The 22,059-nt window shown below is 48.7% G+C and carries 23 protein-coding genes and 2 pseudogenes; 20 read left to right on the top strand and 5 right to left on the bottom strand.

Annotated elements, in window-relative coordinates; translation table 11 throughout:
• Window positions 1-33: 33 nt before the first annotated feature.
• Entirely contained in the window at window positions 34-915 is an 882-nt protein-coding gene (locus tag NXV01_RS24185) for a hypothetical protein (RefSeq protein ID WP_148365058.1), read from the top strand.
• A 250-nt stretch (window positions 916-1,165) separates the two neighbouring features.
• Here NXV01_RS24185 and NXV01_RS24180 read toward each other — a convergent pair whose 3' ends face one another.
• From NXV01_RS24180 to NXV01_RS24160, 5 genes are all read right to left on the bottom strand, one after another.
• Window positions 1,166-1,501 carry a hypothetical protein gene (locus tag NXV01_RS24180; protein ID WP_259023325.1) on the bottom strand — a complete coding sequence of 112 codons (336 nt, stop codon included), beginning with the start codon at window positions 1,499-1,501 and terminating at the stop codon, window positions 1,166-1,168.
• A complete protein-coding gene (locus tag NXV01_RS24175; RefSeq protein WP_259023324.1) occupies window positions 1,498-2,061 on the bottom strand; it encodes a hypothetical protein in 564 nt (187 codons plus the stop codon). Before NXV01_RS24175 ends, NXV01_RS24180 begins: the two co-directional genes overlap by 4 nt.
• A gap of 196 nt (window positions 2,062-2,257) precedes the next feature.
• Entirely contained in the window at window positions 2,258-3,025 is a 768-nt protein-coding gene (locus NXV01_RS24170; RefSeq protein WP_259023323.1) for a hypothetical protein, read from the bottom strand.
• Complete coding sequence (locus tag NXV01_RS24165; RefSeq protein ID WP_259023322.1) at window positions 2,994-3,242, bottom strand: hypothetical protein; 249 nt, start codon at window positions 3,240-3,242, stop codon at window positions 2,994-2,996. Before NXV01_RS24165 ends, NXV01_RS24170 begins: the two co-directional genes overlap by 32 nt.
• 86 nt (window positions 3,243-3,328) lie before the next feature.
• The gene (locus NXV01_RS24160) at window positions 3,329-3,550 is read right to left on the bottom strand and encodes a hypothetical protein (protein WP_259023478.1); all 222 of its coding nucleotides are present in this window, start codon (window positions 3,548-3,550) and stop codon (window positions 3,329-3,331) included.
• Window positions 3,551-4,021: 471 nt separating this feature from the next.
• Here NXV01_RS24160 and NXV01_RS24155 point away from each other — a divergent pair, with 471 nt between their 5' ends.
• From NXV01_RS24155 to traK, 19 genes and pseudogenes are all read left to right on the top strand, one after another.
• A complete protein-coding gene (locus NXV01_RS24155; RefSeq protein ID WP_004301355.1) occupies window positions 4,022-5,167 on the top strand; it encodes a site-specific integrase in 1,146 nt (381 codons plus the stop codon).
• A gap of 199 nt (window positions 5,168-5,366) precedes the next feature.
• A complete protein-coding gene (locus tag NXV01_RS24150) occupies window positions 5,367-6,071 on the top strand; it encodes a hypothetical protein (protein ID WP_004301353.1) in 705 nt (234 codons plus the stop codon).
• A gap of 200 nt (window positions 6,072-6,271) precedes the next feature.
• A complete protein-coding gene (locus NXV01_RS24145) occupies window positions 6,272-6,646 on the top strand; it encodes a helix-turn-helix domain-containing protein (protein ID WP_005944205.1) in 375 nt (124 codons plus the stop codon).
• A complete protein-coding gene (locus tag NXV01_RS24140) occupies window positions 6,624-7,724 on the top strand; it encodes an AAA family ATPase (protein ID WP_004301351.1) in 1,101 nt (366 codons plus the stop codon). The genes NXV01_RS24145 and NXV01_RS24140 overlap by 23 nt, the downstream gene beginning before the upstream one ends.
• 103 nt (window positions 7,725-7,827) lie before the next feature.
• Entirely contained in the window at window positions 7,828-8,715 is an 888-nt protein-coding gene (locus NXV01_RS24135) for a toprim domain-containing protein (protein WP_004301350.1), read from the top strand.
• A gap of 244 nt (window positions 8,716-8,959) precedes the next feature.
• A complete protein-coding gene (locus tag NXV01_RS24130; protein ID WP_018452175.1) occupies window positions 8,960-9,406 on the top strand; it encodes a hypothetical protein in 447 nt (148 codons plus the stop codon).
• Window position 9,407: 1 nt separating this feature from the next.
• Window positions 9,408-9,734: a DUF4134 domain-containing protein gene (locus NXV01_RS24125; RefSeq protein ID WP_004301348.1), complete on the top strand. Its 327-nt coding sequence runs from the start codon at window positions 9,408-9,410 to the stop codon at window positions 9,732-9,734.
• 54 nt (window positions 9,735-9,788) lie between these two features.
• Window positions 9,789-10,166 (top strand): DUF4134 domain-containing protein, encoded by a 378-nt coding sequence (locus NXV01_RS24120; protein WP_004301347.1) that lies wholly within the window; start codon window positions 9,789-9,791, stop codon window positions 10,164-10,166.
• A 15-nt stretch (window positions 10,167-10,181) separates the two neighbouring features.
• Window positions 10,182-10,478, top strand: coding sequence for a hypothetical protein (locus NXV01_RS24115; protein ID WP_005944213.1), 297 nt, complete (start codon window positions 10,182-10,184; stop codon window positions 10,476-10,478).
• Window positions 10,479-10,589: 111 nt separating this feature from the next.
• Window positions 10,590-12,782 (top strand): annotated as a pseudogene (locus NXV01_RS24110) (conjugal transfer protein TraG); the annotation flags it as partial.
• A 54-nt stretch (window positions 12,783-12,836) separates the two neighbouring features.
• Window positions 12,837-13,034 (top strand): hypothetical protein, encoded by a 198-nt coding sequence (locus NXV01_RS24105; RefSeq protein ID WP_134978547.1) that lies wholly within the window; start codon window positions 12,837-12,839, stop codon window positions 13,032-13,034.
• 318 nt (window positions 13,035-13,352) lie between these two features.
• Complete coding sequence (locus tag NXV01_RS24100) at window positions 13,353-15,158, top strand: reverse transcriptase domain-containing protein (RefSeq protein WP_014775792.1); 1,806 nt, start codon at window positions 13,353-13,355, stop codon at window positions 15,156-15,158.
• Window positions 15,159-15,268: 110 nt separating this feature from the next.
• A pseudogene (locus tag NXV01_RS24095) lies at window positions 15,269-15,787 on the top strand (conjugal transfer protein TraG); the annotation flags it as partial.
• 11 nt (window positions 15,788-15,798) lie between these two features.
• The gene (locus tag NXV01_RS24090) at window positions 15,799-18,345 is read left to right on the top strand and encodes a hypothetical protein (protein WP_259023321.1); all 2,547 of its coding nucleotides are present in this window, start codon (window positions 15,799-15,801) and stop codon (window positions 18,343-18,345) included.
• Window positions 18,342-19,067, top strand: a complete 726-nt coding sequence (locus NXV01_RS24085; protein ID WP_004301343.1) for a hypothetical protein — start codon at window positions 18,342-18,344, stop codon at window positions 19,065-19,067. Before NXV01_RS24090 ends, NXV01_RS24085 begins: the two co-directional genes overlap by 4 nt.
• Before the next feature lie 18 nt (window positions 19,068-19,085).
• Complete coding sequence (locus NXV01_RS24080) at window positions 19,086-19,853, top strand: DUF5045 domain-containing protein (protein WP_004301342.1); 768 nt, start codon at window positions 19,086-19,088, stop codon at window positions 19,851-19,853.
• A 12-nt stretch (window positions 19,854-19,865) separates the two neighbouring features.
• Window positions 19,866-20,999, top strand: a complete 1,134-nt coding sequence (locus NXV01_RS24075; protein ID WP_004301341.1) for a hypothetical protein — start codon at window positions 19,866-19,868, stop codon at window positions 20,997-20,999.
• Between the two features lie 41 nt (window positions 21,000-21,040).
• Window positions 21,041-21,436: a hypothetical protein gene (locus NXV01_RS24070; RefSeq protein WP_004301340.1), complete on the top strand. Its 396-nt coding sequence runs from the start codon at window positions 21,041-21,043 to the stop codon at window positions 21,434-21,436.
• Window positions 21,437-21,439: 3 nt separating this feature from the next.
• On the top strand, window positions 21,440-22,054 hold the full coding sequence (gene traK / locus NXV01_RS24065) for a conjugative transposon protein TraK (protein ID WP_004301339.1): 615 nt from the start codon (window positions 21,440-21,442) through the stop codon (window positions 22,052-22,054).
• Window positions 22,055-22,059 lie beyond the last annotated feature (5 nt).

Here is a 22,059-nt window from a genome sequence, read left to right as displayed (position 1 = left end):
TTGCAACGGAATCAATTAACAGACCGAAAAATCATGGACGAACTTACGGATATTTATAAAAGAATAGAGTACCTGCGCAACAACGGGGTGAAGATGAAAGAAATTGCCGACCGGGTGGATATGGCTCCGAGTGTGTTGTCTGCTTTGTATTCGAGTGTGCTTCCCGCTTATATCGACTTATTGAAAACACGCACACCGGACGAGGCGCTGGATGAGGCTTTGGCGCTGGTGAATAATGTCTCCAAGAAACGCTTATTAAATAATGTGGGATCGGTGAGGCTGTTGCTTCAGGAGATGGAACCGGACGTGCAGAGCGAGGCGGAGAGTGGCAACTCTTTTATCAAGTTGCTGGGGAAGGAGGCGAAGGAGTCTGTGCAGGAGGTGTATAATTATAGCGGTATGTATCTTAGTTACAGTTTGTCGTCTTCTACGGATAGCCTGAAGATCGAGCCGTACATGATTGGTGCTTCCGAGAATAATGAGTATGTGAAAGTGGGGATGATTAATGCGTATAAGTCGGTGCATTGGGGGAGCGGGATTATCAGTAATCATCAGAACTCTTACCTGATGTTCAACGAAAGGGATTTGCCACAGTTTGCGCTGGTGACTATTTACCTGCAACTTCCGCATTATGAGTTTCCGAATATGCTGAAAGGGCTTTATCTCTGTCTGGACTACAATCATAATCCGATTGCGCGTCGTATTGTGTTGGTGAAACAGTCGGATAGTACGGATGTTAATCAGTTTCTGGAGATGGAAGGGTGTCTGGTTCCGCGGGCGGAATTGACTCCGGAATTGGAGGTGTACTATAATTATACGTGTCAGGAGGGGGATTATATCAAAACGTGCACGGTACCTTCACCTAAGTTGGATGAGACGGATTTGGAGAGAGAGAAGAAGATGTTGAAGATTTAAAGACAAACAACAATAAAAAAAAGAGCTGTCAAAATATCTGCATTGATATAATTTAGGCACGGATTACACAGATTTCGCGGTCTTTTTTAAATTAAAACCGTGTAATCTGTGTAATCCGTGCCTAAATTATACGCAACTATATACTTTATTGTACCAAGTATTGCGTAGAAAATGACTGGTTGGACTTTACAGAAAAAATCCTGCTTGACAACAAACAGGATTTGTATATAATGACAGATTGTTTTAAGCACTAAAAATCAAGATGATTCATTATATCATTTATAGTTTCATCTATTTTCAAATATGCTCTTCGAGCACATTCATAGATTTCCATAATGGAAGCATAATCTTCTTCGTCTTCTGTAGCTTGTAGCCTATCTATACGTTCACCTTCGTCATTCCAAATGACAAGATCAACATATTGCAAGCCATTAAAATCTTCTGTCCAATTATCTACTGTTATAGCACCAGACCCTATTAATGCCTGATATTCAGATGGACGACTTGTCCTCTTCCATGATATTTTCTTCATATTAGTGCCTAATATCAATTTATCTATTAGGGCTTGATAGTTTTTTGGTATCATAATTTTTGAAATTTTAGTTTACTTTCCAATTCGGCTAAATATGTCGTTGCATTTTCTAAGTTCTGATTAATTACCTTAAAATCAAGTTGATGTTGATTCATCATATATTCATTAATGTTAGCAATATCAATACCTAAGTTAGTGATATGCGTTTTTAGTAATTTCTGTTTCTCTATTTCTTTAATTAATCTTCCATTTTGACTTATTTGTATTAATGCTAATTTTAGGTCTCTCATTCTTATCAATGCAGGCTCTAACTTTGAGATAAGAATATAATTTTCTATTTCATAGATTATTTTAATGGTTTTAGAAATATCAGAATAGGATAAATATTGATTTACCTCAGAAATATTTTGTTCGATAGATTGCTGTGTTATTTTAGAAATCTCTTTTACTGATTTTATTTGCTCATATGAAAGCCAAATACCAAAAAGAGAAGCGTAACTGCCAACTATTGATATATATGTAATAATATTGAGTTCATCCCTGAATGAGTATGTTGTTATACACAATACACAAGCTATGATTACACCAATTGATATTTTAGTTTTTCTATTCATTCTCATTTTTTATGATAGGAACAAATATATGAAAAAAATAATTAAAATCAGCATCCCGACAATACTATTTCATATTATTTTCTTTCACTGCTTAATTTGCAACTGATTTAGTAGTTATGAATTCTCTTAGAAACAAAAGTAGGGCATGCCAGTTTCCCAGTATGTCCTACTAATATTTGATATAGAGTTCGATTGTCTATGGCATAGCGCAAACGTCATTAAGATCTGCTGTAACGAAATTACCTGCCTCATCTTTTATCTGTTCAGGCGTAGTCCAATTTATGCCATCGGTCGACGTTGTTACATATCCATCAACACTTATTGTAATAAACTTTCTATTATTATACATAACTCCTTTCCATGTTTTTTTAGACACAAGGGTGGATGGAACTTCCCAAGTTTCACCACCATCTGTTGAGCGTGCTGTTATTCCCTTTGTACCAACCATGACAAACGTTCCATTACCAAATGCTATTCCATAGATGTAATATCCTCCAATGAGACATTGGTGCTGTTTCATTGTCCATGTAATGCCATCACCAGATGTAAGTACCCATCCACCGCCAACTCCAGCTACATATTTACCGTCTCCATAAGTTATATCTTGTGGCTCGTAAACATATGAGTTTTGCCATCTTCTTGTCCATGTTGTACCATTAGTAGATGTTGAAATCTGTGCAGCACCAACCGCTATAAATATTCCATTGCAAAATCTGACTGCATTATAATGTCTATTATCTATATGAGGAAGTTTGTTGCTTTGCTTTGTCCAGTTAATACCATCTGTAGAGGTCATTACATTACAGGGTGCATACCAATCTATTGCAACAAATTTTCCTTTACCAAATGCAACAGACAACCAATCATTTCCACCTGGGATAGTTTTGGGTGAATCCCAAGTAATTCCGTCAGCTGAGGAAGTCACATAACCACTATCTCCTACGACTGCATATCTTCTTCCCATAGACAATTCCATTCCATGTATTTGTTCCTATTATCATACTTGTATCTCCTATTTTAGAGCTAATAATATCATTAGTTGATGGTGGGCTAACAGGTTCATTGGGTTCTTCCGGTTGTTCTATTGGAGGTTTGATGGGTTCATATTCATCTTGTTCTTTATCACAACCAACCACTAGTCCTGTACACAGCACCATCATACAAAAGACTTTTGTTTTCATATTACTTTTTATATATCCCGCAACCAATGGGATGAGATACTTTTAAGAAAGTGAGTTGCTTCCCAATGGCACTTTCTTACCTTCGATTATACTTGAGTTTTAATGATATTGCCACTAGCACCAACAACAACGAATCTGAAAGACATTATTATATCATTTTCCATTACCAATTGATTGGTAGCATAAGTGCCTGTTATTGTAAGACCAGCAGTTTCTATTTCACTTCTTGTCGGACATCGAGTTAGTTCTGAACTAAATGCACCCGCCTTGAGCGTGTTACAAAACGCTCTTGTTGCAATTTTACCCATAGGTTTCTCCTTTCTTTAATGATTAATATTTAATATATGTATTACGGTCTTTTTGAGAAGAGTTTTTAGGAGTTTTGCCTTTTGGATAATCAAATGAGTAGATACAAGAAAAGGGCACAAACATACTCTTCCTCATTGATTGGTAAGGCTCTGGTAAGCCCGAAGTTCAAATAAGAAAAAGCAGTCTGCGCCCTCGATTGAGGGTGCAAACTATGCTTAGACTCATTATTTTGAACTTCATTTAAAATTTACCAGATTTACGCAGTATATATACAAAATGCAAACAACACCCAATAAAGTGATAATAAATAAGCTATAAATCAGTGTTTTATAAGCCTATTTTTATTTTCAGTTGTTTTCAGTACTTTCAGTGAATTGGCTCTTATTTGGTGCAATTTTGTTTCTTATTTGTTTCTTAATCTCGATACTTATCCGTATATTTGCAATAGGAAAAATGAGAAAGGAATCCCTATGGCACGAGTTAAGAATCATACAAAAGTCAAAGAGCCGATTCGTCTTCGGATGAAGCCGTTGAGCGATGGCAGCAAGAGTCTATATCTGGATATATACCGCGATGGAAAGCGGACGTATGAATACCTCAAGATGTATATTATCCCGGAGACGGATAATAATGCCCGTAGGCAGAATCAGGCGACAATGGATGCCGCCAATGCCATCAAGTCGAAACGTATTATCGAACTGACCAGCAATGAGGCAGGAATCGTATTCCGTAAGGACAAGACTTATCTGTTGGACTGGATGAAGGTTTACATGGAAGCCCAAGAGAGTGCGGGCAAGAAAGACGGCAACCAAATCAAGATTGCCATGCGCATACTGAAAGACTATGCCGGAGAAATGGTCACACTGGATCAGATTGACGGGGACTTCTGCCGGGGCTACATCACTTATCTGTTGACGGAATATCATCCGAAAGGCAAGGACATATCAAACTACACGCTTCACAATTATTACCGTGCGTTGAACGGTGCGTTGAACTCTGCCGTCAGGAAGAAAAAGATGAAGGCCAACCCTTTCAACGAGCTTGAGAAGTCGGAGAAAATCCGTAAGCCGGAGAGTATGCGGTCGTACATGACCATCGAAGAGGTACAGGCGTTGATTGACACTCCTATGCCCCACGAGGAATACGAGATAGTAAAATGCGCGTATCTGTTCTCCTGCTTCTGCGGATTGCGCATCAGCGATATAATCAAGTTGAAATGGAAAGACGTGTTCGTTGACCGGGGACAGTACCGTTTGGCCGTGTCCATGAAAAAGACCAAAGAGCCTATTTACCTGCCCCTCTCTCCTGAAGCGTTGAAGTGGATGCCGGAACGTGGGGGAAAATCATCGGAAGATAATGTGTTCGACCTGCCGTCCGCCAATACAATCAGGATGCAGCTCAAACCTTGGGCGAAAGCAGCCGGAATCTCCAAGCGGTTCTCCTATCACACCAGCCGGCATACATTCGCCACCATGATGCTGACGCTCGGCGCGGATTTATATACCGTCTCGAAGTTGCTCGGTCATGCCGACGTAAAAATGACACAGGTGTATGCCAAGATTATCAACAAGAAGAAGGACGAGGCAGTGAATCTTGTAAACGGTTTGTTTCACTAATTGACGGCACTATGTGGTTCATGTCTAATTTACAAACATCAATTTATGGCATTGCTCCGGTTGTGAACGCAACCGAAGTTAATGCTTTCATCACATATTATAAACTCAAAAAGGTAAATCGACATGAAAAGACCTGAAGACGGCCTTCTCTCTTTTTGGAGGGAGCCAACACCTGCAGCACTTCGCTGCGGAGAAGGATGTGGCGAATGAACTTTTCGCCCTGCTAACCGAAGCAAAAACAGTTTATCTCCACGATGTTGTGTCGGGTGGTAAACAGTACCACCGTTATGTGGACGATTTCGTAAACGGACACCGGTACATAGACTGCGACCATGCGGCCTGCCGGAACTGCCACGAAATGAACATCCACATCGTCAAGGGGCTGCTGACCGAGTACGCCCGTTTCGTCCAGATTTGCTTTGCTACGCCGAATTTCACGTTTGACGAGTGCATGAAGCTGAAACGGATGTATGATACCTCGGAATCGTTGCCTCCGCTCGGTCCGCCCCACATTGACCGACCGGCAGATCTCTCCCTTTCTTTTGGCTGTGATTTTACCCCGGAACAGATGGAAAGTATTGTGGCTTGTGCCAATACTTATCATCTGTTCTGTGTTTCTGTACGCATTGAAGACATGGAGGCTCTTTTCGCCTGTAAGAAAGGCTTTTCCATCCGAGTGAACAATATCCGCCGTGTGGTAATCCTGTTCGACGCGCTTCTTGAAAACTCGCTTATCCAGTCCCGGTGGCAGAATGTTCTCGGCAAGGGTGCATTCCTGCAGTCCAAGGACGGGACACGTTCCGTTTCGGTATCGACCCTGTCTTCCGCGCTGTCATCCATCAAGAACAACATGACATCGGTCGCATACGGCATCCGAAAGACCATTGACCGGCTGAAAGAATGACAGGAAGTGACAAGAAGCGAAGTATGTGAAAGGTAAAAGCATGAGAGTTGCAATGATACGCGCATAGTATCATTCCCCAAATCACGGCATCTTCGTTTACCGGACATACCTTTGACCTCCGTTAGCGCGCTGCATAACGGAGGTTGCATCTCCATTGTCAAAAATCAAACCATGTTATTATGCCGAATAGAATGACATTCATGGAGCGGATGAGCGGACGGCTCGCCGCCATCGAATCGGTACTAAAGAAATTGGAACCGGTCGAAAGTCTCTTGGAGCGTATCACGTTGCTGGAAAATACCATCTTCACGACCAAGAGAGTGTTCACGTTTCAGGAAGCCTGTATGTATATCGGGGTTTCTGAAAGTATGCTGTACAAGCTCACATCGAGCAAGGAGATACCGCACTACAAACCGCGCGGTAAAATGGTCTATTTCGCCAAGGAGGAATTGGACGAATGGCTGTTGCAGAATTATGAACCTACAGTGAACGAGGCCGTGCGCATGGCGACGGAAGCCGCCGCCACAGAACCGTTCCTTAATAAGAGACGCAATGGAAAACGAAAGAAAGACTGACCGCTCAGCCGATATGGGAATGGATGAACACCGCCTGTCGGACATCCTTCTGGCCTCGCAAATCAAGGCAACGGACATTTATGAGACCCCGCCGCAAATCATCTGGATAGACAACTCGACGATTGCCACGCTCGGCAATTTCAGTGCATCGACAGGAAAGGCAAAGTCGAAGAAGACGTTTAATGTCTCTGCGCTTGTCGCCGCTTCATTGGCCGGGAAACAAGTGTTGAACTACCGTGCGCATCTGCCCGAAGGCAAACAGCGGATTCTGTACGTCGATACGGAACAGAGCCGTTTCCATTGCCGCTCGGTATTGGAGCGCATATTGCGGCTGGCCGGGCTGCCCACGACAACCGACCCGGAGAATCTCGACTTCTTCTGCCTGCGTGAATATTCGCCGTCGGTGCGTGTCGAGGTCATCGACTATGCGCTGCGTCAGAACAAAGGCTATGGGCTGGTCATCATTGACGGCATCCGCGACCTGATGCTTGACATCAACAGCACCGGTGAATCGGTGGAAGTCATCAACCGGATGATGGAATGGTCTTCAAGGTACGACCTGCATATCCATTGTGTACTCCATTTGAACAAAGGGGATAATAATGTGCGGGGACACATTGGTACGGAAATGAGCAACAAGGCGGAAACCGTGCTTGTCATCAGCAAGAGCAACGAGAATCCCGGTATCAGCGAAGTCCATGCGCTCCATATCCGGGAAAAGGAGTTCAAGCCGTTTGCGTTCACCATCAACGAGACTGGGCTGCCCGTCATTGCGGAAGGACACTCGTTCGGAGAGCCCCCGAAGCCCAAGGCTCGGACGGGGTTCACGGAGCTGAGCATCGAACAGCACCGGGAAGCCCTCTCCGCCGCTTTCGGGGAAAAGCCTATCCGGGGATTCGACAACCTGTTGCAAAGCCTGATGGTCTCCTATGAGGCAATCGGGTTCAAACGTGGTCGGAGCGTCATGATAAAACTGATGCAATACCTGATAGACAACCTCAAGCTCATCATCAAACGGGACAAGCTGTTCTATTATGACATGACGCCTACCGAGGCCATGCTTTTTGATGAAGAATGATGCCGGGCGCGGGCCTGTATGATTTAGTTTACTTTAGTATTTATATATATAGGAAAAAACTAAACTAAACCATTTTCGTGAAACCAAGTGAAAGAAAAAAGACATGACCATAGCAGAAGCAAAACAAGTGCGTATCGTGGATTTTCTGGCACGTCTCGGTCACCATACGCAGCACATAAAATCGGGACAATACTGGTATCTCTCACCGTTACGGAACGAGCGTACCCCGTCGTTCAAAGTGAATGACCGCATCAATGAATGGTACGATTTCGGCGAGGCGACCGGTGGCGACCTGGTGGAACTGGCAAAATACATTTGCCGGACGGACTGCGTGAGCGAGGCCCTGGCGTATATAGAGAGGCTTGTGAATGGCGCATCACTACCGAGAACCCGTATGCTGACCGCTCCACCCCGACCGGTGGAGGCTGAAATGAAAGACGTGATCGTGATTCCACTCCGTCATCACGCCCTGTTCTCTTACCTCCAATCCCGGCTTATCGACGCGGACATCAGCCGTATGTATTGCAAGGAGGTGCATTACGAACTGCGAGGCCGTCATTACTTCGCTCTCGCATTCGGCAATATATCAGGCGGTTACGAGGTGCGAAACGCCTATTACAAGGGATGCCTGAATAACAAGGACATCTCATTGATAAGACATCTGACAGAAGAGACACAGGAAAACGTCTGTGTCTTCGAGGGATTCATGGATTTTCTTTCTTATATGACACTGAAACTGGCAGGCGACCGGACGGTCTGTCTTGCCATACCATGCGACTACCTCGTGATGAACTCGGTAAACAATTTGAAAAAGACGCTGGCACGTTTACAGGAGTATTCGGACATTCACTGTTATCTCGACAATGACCTTGCCGGGCAGAGAACCACAGAGACCATTGCCGGGATGTATGGCGGACGTGTCAGCGATGAATCTTGCCACTATGCGGAATACAAAGACCTGAACGACTACCTGCGCGGAAAGAAACGCTGATATTCAATGTTCTCTTTTGCCACCTAAAGCTCTCCACCACGAGAGCTTTTTTTATGCCCCGATTTCTCCATTTCCCACCATAGAGACTGCAATATAGTACGATTTAATAGTTCGATTTTTGAAACTTACACAAATCTCATTAACGAAACAGATGTTTAATGCTCAATTATTTTATGGTTTTATATTTCGTGCGTTTCTTTGCAAAATCATACTAATACGAATTTTTAATATTCATACTAAATACATGAACTCATATTTCATTTTTGCCATTGTCCTGACGGTTGCCTACATCATTTACTACGCCGTCATCATAGCGCATGACCTCTACGGGAAAAAGGGGACGGACAAACCGGACGAGGAAGTTTTCGACCTCGGCGCACCGGAAGAGGAAGAGAGTGTGGCTGTCACGGAAAGCGAGAGCGGCTTCAGTATCGGTAGCGAGAACTACGAGACGGAAAGTACGGCTACCTCTTCCGAAACATCCCCTGAGGAGGACATCAAGGACAAACCGGGAACGGCGCAGGAGAAACTGGAACGGCTGAAGGCCGAGGCGGAGGAACAGATGGAAGAGACCACGCCTTACCTGTCGGACGCACGCACGTCGGAGGAGATGTACAAGGCTATGATTTCCAAGGGACGGTTAGACAACCGACCGGAAATAAAGTGGAACCCAATTCAAGACCGGTTGTGAGATGTCGAAAGCTAAAAAGATTCTATGTGCGCTGTGCCTCCCGTTCCCCTACACGGCTTTTGCCAAAAGCGGCAGCGTGAACTATAGCTGGGGAGCGGACGCGTTGGCCACGATGCACGACTTCGTGGTGACGATGATGCTCTATGTCCAGTATATCTGTTGCACCATAGCCGGGGTTTACGTCATCGTGTCCGTTTGTCAGATATACATCAAGATGAACACGGGCGAGGACGGCATCACCAAGTCGATAATGACGCTTGTCGGCGCGTGCCTGTTCCTGATCGGGGCATTCTATGTTTTCCCGGCTTTCTTCGGCTACCGCATATAACCTTACTTGTATCAGGTCGCAGACAAATAAAATATTCACTAAAAAAGTAAACGTATGTTTCAGAAAACCAAACAGCTGTGCCGCAAGGCATTCGGATTCGTCAACGGAATCCCTACCAAAGTAATGATGTTCTCCTTCATGCTGCTGTCCGGCATGGTGGCGAAAGCGCAGAACTCCGCAGGCGACTATTCCGCCGGTACGAGCGCATTATCCACTGTCGCCGATGAGATTGCCAAGTATGTGCCTATTATGGTGAAATTGTGCTACGCCATTGCCGGCGTTGTGGCCATCGTGGGTGCAATCTCGGTATATATCGCCATGAACAACGAGGAGCAGGACGTCAAGAAGAAGATTATGATGGTCGTGGGAGCATGTATCTTCCTCATTGCGGCGGCCAAGGCGTTGCCTCTGTTCTTCGGTATTGCCGCTTAAACATCAAGGATAAGTATGAAAAGCAAGGACGAACGCTATCCGGACTATCCGCTGTTCAAGGGACTGCAACGGCCTCTTGAGTTTTTGGGCATCCAAGGCCGGTACATATATTGGGCGGCGGTGACGACGTGCGGAGCCATTGTCGGCTTTGTCGCCGCCTACTGCCTGCTCGGTTTCATTGCCGGGCTTGTCGTGCTGGCTACCGTCGTATCGGTCGGTATCGTGCTCATCCTTCTCAAACAGCGGAAAGGACTGCATAGCAAGAAGGTCGCTCCGGGTGTGTATGTGTATGCCCACTCGCGCAAGATCTGACGAAAGAAAAACCATCACGGCAATGTGCATGGCTTTATTGATTGTTGAACGCGGGCGGGTTTGTCTTGAAGCAAGGCGAACCTGCCCCTATTTAATTACACGTATATCGAAATGACCCTATACATCATTTTATGTTTTGTCGCTTTGTGCGCGGGTATGGCCTTGTCGGTCTATGCGTTCGGTACGGGCGGCAAGCGCAAGCGAATCTTTCAGGACATCTATTTCTCAGCGGAGGAAACGGACGGTGTGGGTGTGCTGTACACCAAGACCGGCGAATATTCCGCCGTACTTAAGATAGAGAATCCGGTACAGAAATATTCGGCGGACATAGATAGCTACTACGACTTCACGCACCTGTTCACCGCCCTTGCGCAGACCTTAGGCGAAGGGTACGCCATCCACAAGCAGGATATCTTCGTCAGGAAACAGTTTGCAAGCGAACCGGCTGACGGGCAGGAGTTCCTGTCGGCGTCGTATTTCCGCTACTTCAAAGGGCGTCCCTACACGGACAGCCTTTGCTACCTGACCATCACGCAGGAGGCGAAAAAGAGCCGCCTGTTCTCGTTCGACAACAAGAAGTGGCGCGATTTCCTCGTGAAAATCCGCAAGGTGCATGACCAACTGCATGACAGCGGCGTACAGGCCAGGTTCCTGAACAAAGCCGAGGCGAGCGAGTATGTCGACCGCTACTTCGCCATGAACTTCAAAGACCGCACCGTGTCGATGACGAACTTCAAGGCGGACGATGAAACGGTGTCGATGGGCGACAAACGCTGCAAGGTGTACAGCCTTGTGGACGTGGACTGTGCCGCACTGCCCTCGATGATACGTCCGTACACGAACATCGAGGTGAACAACACGGAAATGCCGGTCGATCTGGCTTCGGTGGTGGACAACATACCGGACGCCGAGACGGTGGTCTATAACCAAGTCATCTTCCTACCCAACCAAAAACGGGAACTGGCGATGCTCGACAAAAAGAAGAACCGCCACGCGAGTATTCCGAACCCGAACAACCAGATGGCGGTCGAGGACATCAAGCGTGTGCAGGAGGTCATTGCCCGTGAAAGCAAGCAACTGGTATATACGCACTTCAACATGGTGGTAGCCGTATCTGCCGGTGCAGACCTGCAAAAGTGTACGAACCACTTGGAAAACGCATTCGGGCGCATGGGCATCCATATCAGCAAGCGGGCGTACAACCAACTGGAACTGTTCGTCGGTTCGTTTCCGGGCAACTGCTACACGCTCAATGAGGAATACGACCGTTTCCTGACCCTTTCCGATGCGGCGATGTGCCTGATGTACAAGGAGCGCGTGCTGCACAGCGAGGAAACACCGCTGAAGATTTACTACACCGACCGTCAGGGTGTGCCGGTGGCTATTGACATCACGGGAAAAGAGGGAAAGAACAAGCTGACGGACAACTCGAATTTCTTTTGTCTGGGGCCTTCTGGGAGTGGCAAGAGCTTTCATATCAACTCGGTCGTGCGCCAGCTCCATGAGCAGGGAACGGATGTGGTCATGGTCGATACGGGAAACTCATACGAGGGACTGTGCGAGTATCTGGGCGGCAAGTATATCAGCTATACCGAAGAACGGCCTATCACGATGAATCCGTTTCGCATCAACCGGGAGGAATACAACATCGAGAAGATAGACTTCCTCAAGAACCTTATCCTGATGATTTGGAAAGGGTCGGACAGCCAAATCCCCGAAATTGAGTTCCGCATTGTCGAGCAGATAATCATAGACTACTATGATGCCTATTTCAACGGATTTACAAGATACACCGACGAGCAACGGGAGGTACTGCTGAAAAACCTGTTTGCGGCGGCCAGCCGAAAGAACCCAAACAAACCACCCAGAGAGGTGGATGAGATGGTGCGCAAACAGATAGAGGTGCTTGAGGCACGGCGGGCGGCCCTCAAAGTGACGGAGCTGAGTTTCAACTCATTCTTTGACTACTCATTCGACCGTCTGGAGCAGATCTGCACCGAAAACGACATCACGACAATCAGCTACTCGACCTATTCGACCATGCTGCAGCCGTTCTACAAGGGCGGTGCGTATGAGAAAATTCTCAACGAGACAGTGGATTCGGCACTGTTTGACGAGACATTCATTGTCTTTGAAGTGGATGCAATCAAGGAAAATAAGAAACTGTTTCCCATTGTCACACTGATTATCATGGACGTGTTCCTGCAGAAAATGCGCATCAAGAAGAACCGTAAAGTCCTTGTCATCGAGGAAGCGTGGAAGGCCATTGCCAGCCCGCTCATGGCGGAATACATCAAGTTCATGTGTGCGCCCGTACAAGCTGCTTAGTAAATATCCCACTGGCAAGGGATTAGGTAAGTGTTCTTTGAAAAACCTATCATCACCCGACTTATCCGAAAGGGAAACCGGACGGGGAGTGTAGCATGTCGGGAACGTCGTAAGTCAGTCAGTTACCAGACTGCCACTGAACGGCAAGATGAAACGATGGATATGAGGATGAAAACCGAATTGTTTGAACGACAGTCCGAGCTGCTCTACTTGAAGGCTATGACGTAAGGTAACTGAAATCGTCATACTGCGGTACTGCTCCGGTGTATAGGTACGGACGCAAGCAAGAACTTGCCGCAGAGCAACCATGATAAATGGTAAAGGACGGAAATCGCATCCGACAATCCATCATGCCAACAGTTACTAAGTAAGTAAACGGGGATTACCTAAACCGGAACGCCGTAAGGCTATGAGGTGCAGACCTCTGAATATCCGGCACGGTAACGGAGCCTCCGTAGTAGTCCGGGCAGGGTAACGCCCTGCACATGGCGAAGGGAGGCAGCTAATTTTCTTTAATACAATTTAATGGATAATGTGAGAGACATTATGAGAAGTCCGGAAAGAGTATTAAACAGTCTGAACGAACACAGTAAGGATTCGAGCTACAAGTTCGAACGCCTTTACCGGATTCTGTTCAACGAAGAGTTGTTCTATGTTGCCTACCAAAAGATCGCATCGAACGGAGGCAGTACGACCAAAGGCTCCGACGGTCGCAGTATCGACGAGATGAGCCTTGCCCGGATCGAAACGCTGATAGCCTCGTTGAAAGACGAAAGTTATCAGCCTCACCCGTCGCGGAGGGTGCATATCCCGAAGAAAAACGGGAAAACGCGCCCTCTGGGAATACCGGCTTTTGAAGACAAGCTGGTGCAGGAGGTAGTCCGCATGATTCTGGAAGCCATTTACGAGGGACATTTTGAGACCACCTCGCACGGTTTCCGACCTAAACGGAGCTGTCACACTGCATTACTTCATATTCAAAAGACGTTCAGCGGGGCGAAATGGTTTATCGAGGGCGACATCAAAGGGTTCTTCGACAACATTGACCATGATGTACTTGTCGGAATCCTGCGGGAGCGCATTTCAGATGACCGTTTTATCCGTCTGATACGGAAATTCCTGAAAGCGGGATACGTCGAGGATTGGACGTTTCACAACACTTACAGCGGAATGCCGCAGGGAGGTATCGTCAGCCCGATTCTGGCGAATATATACCTCGATAAATTAGACAAGTACGTGAAAGAGTATATCCGACATTTCGACATGGGAACCAAACGCAGGCCGGGCAAAGAGAGCAACGATTTGGCCAATGAACGAAAACGGACTGTGCGGAAACTGAAAAAGATAAAAGACGGGACTGAGAAGGCGGCTTTGGTCGCAAGACTCAAAGCCATCGAACAGGAACGTGCAGCATTTCCAAGCGGAGATGAAATGGACGGAAGTTACCGCAGGCTCAAATACATCCGTTACGCCGACGATTTTATTCTGGGTGTAATCGGTAGCAAAGAGGATGCACTGCGGATAAAGGAGGATATTAAATCATTCCTATCCGAAAGCCTCGCCCTCGAACTGTCCGAAGAAAAGACGCTGATAACCCATACGGGTAAATCGGCGAAATTTCTCGGATATGAGATTACGGTAACACGGAACAATCATCAACGACGGGATGTGCAAGGACGTCTGCGACGCACCTACGGCAAGCGTGTCCGGCTGAATGTCAGCATGGCAACGCTGCGGGACAAACTTCTGGAATACGGAGCTATGGAAATCAAGCTCCGCAACGGGAAAGAGATTTGGAAACCCAAATGCCGTTCAGGATTGATATTCAACGACGATCTTGAAATCCTCGACCGATACAATCGGGAAACAGTGGGATTTTGCAACTATTACCTGATCGCCAACAACTGCGTCGTACTGCACAACTTCAGATATATCATGGAGTACAGCATGTATAAAACATTTGCGGGCAAATATAGGAGCACGGTACGAAAAATCAACAAAAAGTACCGTCTCAACAAACTGTTCACCGTAAAGTACGAGCAGAAAGGGGTAATCAAGTCCCGAACCTTTTACAAGACAAGTTTCAAACGCCGGACAACGGCGTTCAACGGAAGCTGCGACATCGAACCGTACTCTATTGCAGACGTGAGCCGAACCAATTTGACGGACAGGCTCAAAGCGGAAAAATGCGAATTGTGTGGGGCAACGGGCAAGCTGATTATGCACCATGTCCGCAACCTCAAAGACCTGAAAGGGAAAGAGAGTTGGAAACGGCTCATGTCAGCCCGAAAACGCAAGACCATTGCGTTGTGTCCGAGTTGCCACAGGCTGCGGCATCTGGGAAAAGTTTAGACTGAAAAAAATTAGTGGAGAGCCGGATACGCCGAGAGGTGTAAGTCCGGTTCGGGGGCGAGTTCTTGGAAACCTGCCGTAGAAATACGGTAAGGCGCCGGGTGCTTAGCCTACACAAGACCGCCCGTAAATTTTGGGCTTCTGTTGGCGTGGTGACGCAGGAGATACAGGACATCATCGGCAGCGAAATCGTGAAGGAGGCCATCATCAACAACTCGGACGTGGTGATGCTGCTGGATCAAAGCAAGTTCAAGGAACGCTTTGACGAAATCCGAAAGATTCTTGGTCTGACCGAGGTGGATTGCAAGAAGATATTTACCATCAACCGCTTGGAGAACAAGGATGGGCGCAGCTTCTTCCGCGAAGTGTTCATCCGCCGGGGGACGACCAGCGGCGTGTATGGCGTGGAAGAGCCGCACGAGTGCTACATGACCTACACGACCGAACGGGCGGAAAAGGAGGCACTGAAGCTTTACAAGAAGGAACTTCGGTGCAGCCACCAGGAAGCTATCGAGGCATATTGCCGGGACTGGGATGCCAGCGGTATCGGGAAGTCCCTGCCTTTTGCACAAAAAGTAAACGAGACGGGGCGTGTGCTCAACCTCCGTCCCGTGTATGAATCCAAATAAGCATTGCAGCCATGAAACGACTACTCCTTATCCTGACCATCGCCTCGGTCGCACTCTGCCAGACGGTTCACGCCCAGTATTACAGCGTGAACTACGACACCCGTACCGTTGCGGCGATGGTGGCCGCCTTCGGTACGGAAGCGGTCGCCGAAGGGTACTACCGGGAGCAGGTCGATGACATCCTCAAGCACTACACGGCAGCGGAGGTCGCTACCGCCGGGATATTCGCAGCCAAGTTCTTGGAGCATAAAGCCCTGAGCGACCTCGGCATCTGGAACAGCCGCACGGAGAACTACTACTACCGGCGCATCTACCGGATGGTGGCGGAGAAAATCATGCCCAAGATATGGGTGGTGGCGAAGCAGATGCTCCATTCGCCGCAAACGGCTATCTATTGGGGCAGTTACCTGATGAAAGTCTGCGACGATACCAAAAGTCTGTGTATGCAGTTCGAGAGCGTGGTGACCAACAGCACGCTGACCTTTTCGGACATCGCCTTTCTCGAAATCAATCCGGAGATTGCCCCCTTGCTAAAGCTCTCCGAAACGGGAAACATCGACTGGCAGCGGATGATGGACAACTTCGCCCACATACCGGGCAACTTCATGCACGAGAACCTGAAAAGCGACCTCGACAACCTTTATAACACGGGTGTCGGCCTTGCAACGGCAGGCATTGCCAATCTCGGTGACGCCCTGTTGCAAAGCAGCTCGTTCCATGACCTGATGGGCGGAAAGGTTGAAGAAATCGGCAACCTGTATGAACACTACGGGAGTCTATTCGAGCAGGCGGAACATGACATCGGCGGCTTGCTGATTGACATGGTGGGTGGTCCGGACAACGTGGCCGGTCTGTTCAACTTCAGCAACTACAACCTCACGGCATGGATGACCGACTACCTGGACGAAGCGATGGGGAACTATTACACGCAGCGGTGGTACATTGCCCGGCGTGACCAAGGGAGCGTATCGCTGTGCGACTACTATCCTCCGACGGACGACAACAGCATCCTGAACGGGGGCGCATGGGTGCGGTTCAACACGAGCGACCCGAATTTCTATCCCAACGCCTCGCAACGGGAACAGGTACTTGCCAACTCGGAAGGATATGCCGGTTGGTCAAGAAACCGCGTGCAGCAGTTGAACAACCAGAACGACGGGTTCAGCTACAGCATCAACTATTGGATGAGTGCCTATATCATCAGCAAGAAAAACAAGCAGACCAAAAAGGCATACGCATACGAAATCCATGTGAGCAAAAGCTGGAATAAGGAAGAAGTTGTCTATGAGGAAGTCTTCGATTCCTACTCGATGGACTTGAATACGTTTCGGGCGCAACTGAATGTCCGACTTGCGGAGTTCAACGAAAACGAGGACGGCTACACCTATTATATATCTTCCGGTACGCGGAACTATTACCAAGCAACGGACGCCGCCAAATTGAAGGGATGCGAGAGCGTGACCATCAGCGTGACCTGTTCCGACGGGGTTACGCTCGGACAGGGCTCGACACAATACAAGTGCCGTAAATGCGGCAGCTCGTTGAATGCCCACACCAAGGAGTGCGCCATGCAGACCTCGGTGACGGAAAACAACCTCGACCTTTCGGAACTGGATGCGCTGTTGAACGAGGCAAACAGCCAAGCGGCCAATCTTGAAGCGCAAATCGGGACATTGGAAAACGAGAACGCTGTCCTGCTGAAGAAAATCAGTACGGCGAGCATTGAGGATGCGGCGGCTTACCGACAGCAGTATAATGCAAACAAGACACGGATAGACCGTCTGAAAGGCGAACTCGCGGAGTGGAAGAAGAAACAGTCCGACTATGCTCAGGCGAAGTCGGAAGCCGCAGACGACAACAGCGTAGCGACGGATGACTATTACCGCATTCCAGCTATCATGCAAGACTGCAAGGCTGCCTACGGCCTGACATGGCAGGACGGCGGATCGTGGAACGGCTATTCGTATGTGCGCAAGGCGACAATGCCGAACATCAACGGCATCATCACATTCAAGGCTACGGTCTCGATTGCCCGCAAGCCGAAATATTTTCTCGGCATCAAGATTCACCGTGCCATCATCCAAATCCAATGGGAACTGACCTCGGTCTATACGGACACGCACGTCGCCGATGTGCTGACACTCGATCCGGGGCTTTCGGATGCGGAGAAAACCAAATTAGTGAACGACCGCATCGCCGAAATCGCCCGTGAACACCCGTCCTGCAAAATCACGACGGAATACGCCCGCAGCACACCGCTGGAGGAAACTCCGTCCGGCGACGTGTACCATCTGCTGTGGTCGAGCGACCGCCTCGAAATCGCGAGGGAGGTGGACAGCAGAATCACAAGGATATACGCCGACTTGGTATCGCTGGAAAAGATGATGCACTACAAGCGGAGCATCCTTGACGTGATGAAGGATGTGTTGCCCGGACTGGACACGGACGAAGGCCGCAGGCTGACGCTCGTGGAGGAATGCCATGACCGCTGGGTGGAGAGCGCACGGACGTTTCGGAACGATGGCGGCAGAAACGGCGGAAAGGAGGTGCGGCCATGAAACGCATTTTACGGATAGCCGCATTGCTGCTCTTCCTGCTGCCCGGTATCGCCAAGGCGCAGTGGACTTTCGATATAGTCTCCGTCGAAGCCTACATCAACGACCACAAGAAGCAGCGCAGCCTGTTGTTGGCCCGCAGTACCTTGGAGTACAGCAACAAACTGTTGCACGAATACAGCTGTAAGGAAGTCGGGGGCTATAAAGAGCTGAATATCGACCTTGACCGGTACACCCGTGCGTTCGATGTCATCGACGTCATGTACCAGTCGTTGCGCACGGTGCTGAACGTCAAGAATACCTACACATCGGTCAGCGACCGTATCGGCGACTATAAATCATTGTTGGAGGATTTCAATGCGAAGATATTGAAACGGGGACGCATCGAATCCGCAGATACCCTGATTATCTCCATCAATGCGAGGGGGCTGAGGGCGATTGCCCGTGAGGGGGAACAGCTCTACAAGTCCGTGAGCGACCTCGTGCTGTATGCCACCGGAGCGGCAGCCTGCTCGACCTCCGACCTGCTGATGGTGTTGGAGGCCATCAACCGCTCATTGGACAACATCGAGCGGCATCTGAACCGTGCGTATTTCGAGACATGGCGGTATATACAGGTGCGTATCGGCTATTGGAAGGCAAAGGTATATCGCTCCCGCACCATGCGGGAGATTCTCGATGACGCCTTCGGGCGTTGGCGCGGAGCCGGAAGACTGGATTATTAACGACAAAAAGAGAAGAATATGAACAGAAAACTATTACTCATGGCGGTGGCGGTCACCGTAACGACAGCCGTACACGCACAGTATGTAACGTACAACCATGATTCGCCGAAGCAGAATCAGGTAACGGTCATGGAGACCGGTACGGGCGCACTCTCGCCCGACCTCTATTATTCCGTGCTGCACAACAAATACAAGAAGTCGGCAGCGGCCAAAAACAAGCTCTCGTTCCGCACGCTTGCCGGTATCAATCTCTACAACCAGGTGGACGAAGCGGAAGCCATTGATTCGGCCTTGGTCAAGCGGGCGAAGGTCGAGGCGTTGAACGTTGCCGACCGGCAGGTGGACATCGCATGGCTTGCCGAGGGCGATAAGGTCAGCGGACAGATGGAGCGGTTCCGGCGCAACATCGACCGTATTCTCCTGTCCGGTGGCACTCCGGCCGACAAGGAACGGTGGACGGAATACTACCACGTCTATCAGTGTGCCATCAAAGCCACGAAAGACGCCTATATGCCCAATGCCCAGCGAAAGAAGGAGTATCTGCGCATTTACGAGGATGTGGCACGGCAGAACGAGATTTTAGTGGGCTACCTTGCCAAGCGTCAGAACGCAACGGTGACGAATGCACTGCTGAACGCAACGGACAACCGTACCCTGCATAAAGGCGGTATTGTCCGCAATGCCATGAGCCGGTGGCAGGAATCACGCCTTGCGGTGCGTGGTTCGCAATCGGGCAGCAACGGAAACGGCGAAGATGACAACGAGAGTGTAAACAGAGGGAAATAAAAAGACAGGGCTATGGCAAACGGAGATATACTTTCGGATTTCGGCATCAACCTGTTGGAGGAGGAAATAGATGATGTCATCTTTCAGACCAACGAGTTTCTGACTGACGCGACTTTTACCGGTGCGCAGGGACCTTTTTGGTGGATATTGCAGATGTGCATGGCACTCGCGGCACTGTTCTCCATCGTCATGGCGGCAGGTATCGCCTACAAGATGATGGTAAAGCACGAGCCGTTGGACGTGATGAAGCTGTTTAGGCCGCTTGCCGTGTCGATTATCATCTGCTGGTGGTATCCGCCTGCGGACACGGGTATGGCGGGGAGCCGGAACAACTGGTGTTTTCTCGATTTCCTGTCCTACATCCCTAACTGCATAGGTTCGTACACCCATGACCTGTATGAAGCCGAAGCTTCACAGATATCGGACAGGTTCGAGGAAGTTCAGCAGCTCATCCATGTGCGTGACACGATGTACACGAACCTGCAGGCACAGGCGGATGTCGCCCACACAGGCACATCCGATCCCAATCTGATAGAGGCGACAATGGAGCAGACCGGTGTGGACGAAGTGACGAACATGGAAAAGGATGCGGCGAAGTTGTGGTTCACGTCTTTGACGGCAGGTGTCATCGTGGGGATAGACAAAATTATCATGCTGATTGCCCTCGTGGTGTTCCGAATCGGTTGGTGGGCTACGATTTACTGCCAACAAATCCTGTTGGGAATGCTGACGATTTTCGGGCCGATACAGTGGGCGTTCAGCATCCTGCCAAAATGGGAAGGTGCTTGGGCGAAGTGGCTGACACGCTATCTGACGGTGCATTTCTACGGGGCGATGCTCTACTTCGTGGGCTTCTACGTGCTGCTGCTCTTTGACATTGTATTGTGCATCCAAATCGAGAACCTGACGGCGATAACCGCCAGCGAGCAGACGATGGCCGCCTACCTGCAGAACTCGTTCTTCTCGGCGGGCTACCTGATGGCGGCTTCGATTGTAGCTCTCAAGTGCCTGAACCTTGTTCCGGACTTGGCGGCATGGATGATACCGGAGGGCGACACGGCATTCTCTACCCGAAACTTCGGCGAGGGCGTGGCACAGCAGGCGAAGATGACGGCAACCGGAGGGTTGGGCGGCATCATGAGATAATCCGCAAAAGATAATATAAACCCAATAAAAATCATAACAACATGAAATTGCAAGAGAAAATCAAAAGCTGGTGCAAGGATGAGAAATTTATGTCCTTTGCACAGGAACGAGCGAGAAAAGAGGTTTGCGAGGTGGCGGAGAACCACCGCATCGACCCGCAGTATGAAGAACTGGACGAAGCCTTCGAGTACGACGACCGGTACATCGCCCCCTTAGTGACGTACCTAACGTACAAGCTGCGTCTTGCCCTGCTGCAGCGGAACGCTGGTAAGCGCAAAAGAGGAATCTGGTGGGTGCTTGTCCATGTGGAGATGCAGGGCTATTACGTGGAGATATTCTCGGCGGAGTTCGAGAATCTTTTGACGGAACTTCGGGATGCGGTCATACCCATGCTGCACACGGAATATGTACAGATGTTGAACGGTAAAAGGGAATAACCGATGGTCATCAAGAATTTGGAAAACAAAATCAGACTGGTGGGCATCATCTGTACCGCTTTTCTCGTGGGATGTGTCATCATCAGCTTGTCAAGCATCTGGACAGCCCGGACGATGGTCTCGGATGCGCAGAAGAAGGTGTATGTGCTGGACGGCAACGTGCCTATCCTCGTGAATCGCACGACAATGGACGAAACGCTTGATGTGGAAGCCAAAAGCCATGTGGAGATGTTTCATCATTATTTTTTCACGTTACCGCCGGATGACAAATATATCCGCTATACGATGGAAAAAGCGATGTATTTAGTCGATGAGACGGGGTTGGCACAATACAACACGCTCAAGGAAAAGGGTTTCTACTCCAACATTTTGGGTACGAGTTCGGTGTTCTCCATCTATTGCGACAGCGTGGCTTTCAACAAGGAGAAGATGGAGTTCACCTACTACGGACGGCAGCGCATCGAGCGACGGAGCAATATCCTGATGCGTGAACTGGTGACGGCAGGACAGCTCAAGCGTGTACCCCGAACAGAGAACAATCCGCATGGGCTGCTTATCGTGAACTGGCGTACCCTGCTGAACAAGGACATCGAACAGAAAACGAAGATCAACTACTAAACAAC

This window comes from Bacteroides sp. BFG-606, assembly GCF_024788145.1.
Taxonomy (GTDB): Bacteria; Bacteroidota; Bacteroidia; order Bacteroidales; family Bacteroidaceae; genus Bacteroides; species Bacteroides vicugnae.
This window is presented reverse-complemented; position numbering and strand designations above follow the sequence as displayed.

Bases quoted from the DNA above. Each gene is read 5' to 3' on its own strand.
- NXV01_RS24160 (WP_259023478.1), bottom strand. From the start codon at position 3,550: ATGGGTAAAATTGCAACAAGAGCGTTTTGTAACACGCTCAAGGCGGGT.
- NXV01_RS24135 (WP_004301350.1), top strand. From the start codon at position 7,828: ATGACCATAGCAGAAGCAAAACAAGTGCGTATCGTGGATTTTCTGGCA.
- NXV01_RS24130 (WP_018452175.1), top strand. From the start codon at position 8,960: ATGAACTCATATTTCATTTTTGCCATTGTCCTGACGGTTGCCTACATC.
- NXV01_RS24070 (WP_004301340.1), top strand. From the start codon at position 21,041: ATGAAATTGCAAGAGAAAATCAAAAGCTGGTGCAAGGATGAGAAATTT.
- NXV01_RS24080 (WP_004301342.1), top strand. From the start codon at position 19,086: ATGAACAGAAAACTATTACTCATGGCGGTGGCGGTCACCGTAACGACA.
- NXV01_RS24075 (WP_004301341.1), top strand. From the start codon at position 19,866: ATGGCAAACGGAGATATACTTTCGGATTTCGGCATCAACCTGTTGGAG.
- NXV01_RS24085 (WP_004301343.1), top strand. From the start codon at position 18,342: ATGAAACGCATTTTACGGATAGCCGCATTGCTGCTCTTCCTGCTGCCC.
- NXV01_RS24185 (WP_148365058.1), top strand. From the start codon at position 34: ATGGACGAACTTACGGATATTTATAAAAGAATAGAGTACCTGCGCAAC.
- NXV01_RS24140 (WP_004301351.1), top strand. From the start codon at position 6,624: ATGGAAAACGAAAGAAAGACTGACCGCTCAGCCGATATGGGAATGGAT.
- NXV01_RS24125 (WP_004301348.1), top strand. From the start codon at position 9,408: ATGTCGAAAGCTAAAAAGATTCTATGTGCGCTGTGCCTCCCGTTCCCC.
- NXV01_RS24170 (WP_259023323.1), bottom strand. From the start codon at position 3,025: ATGGGAAGAAGATATGCAGTCGTAGGAGATAGTGGTTATGTGACTTCC.
- NXV01_RS24155 (WP_004301355.1), top strand. From the start codon at position 4,022: ATGGCACGAGTTAAGAATCATACAAAAGTCAAAGAGCCGATTCGTCTT.
- NXV01_RS24100 (WP_014775792.1), top strand. From the start codon at position 13,353: ATGAGAAGTCCGGAAAGAGTATTAAACAGTCTGAACGAACACAGTAAG.
- NXV01_RS24165 (WP_259023322.1), bottom strand. From the start codon at position 3,242: ATGAAAACAAAAGTCTTTTGTATGATGGTGCTGTGTACAGGACTAGTG.
- traK (WP_004301339.1), top strand. From the start codon at position 21,440: ATGGTCATCAAGAATTTGGAAAACAAAATCAGACTGGTGGGCATCATC.
- NXV01_RS24115 (WP_005944213.1), top strand. From the start codon at position 10,182: ATGAAAAGCAAGGACGAACGCTATCCGGACTATCCGCTGTTCAAGGGA.
- NXV01_RS24175 (WP_259023324.1), bottom strand. From the start codon at position 2,061: ATGAATAGAAAAACTAAAATATCAATTGGTGTAATCATAGCTTGTGTA.
- NXV01_RS24145 (WP_005944205.1), top strand. From the start codon at position 6,272: ATGGAGCGGATGAGCGGACGGCTCGCCGCCATCGAATCGGTACTAAAG.
- NXV01_RS24090 (WP_259023321.1), top strand. From the start codon at position 15,799: ATGAAACGACTACTCCTTATCCTGACCATCGCCTCGGTCGCACTCTGC.
- NXV01_RS24180 (WP_259023325.1), bottom strand. From the start codon at position 1,501: ATGATACCAAAAAACTATCAAGCCCTAATAGATAAATTGATATTAGGC.
- NXV01_RS24120 (WP_004301347.1), top strand. From the start codon at position 9,789: ATGTTTCAGAAAACCAAACAGCTGTGCCGCAAGGCATTCGGATTCGTC.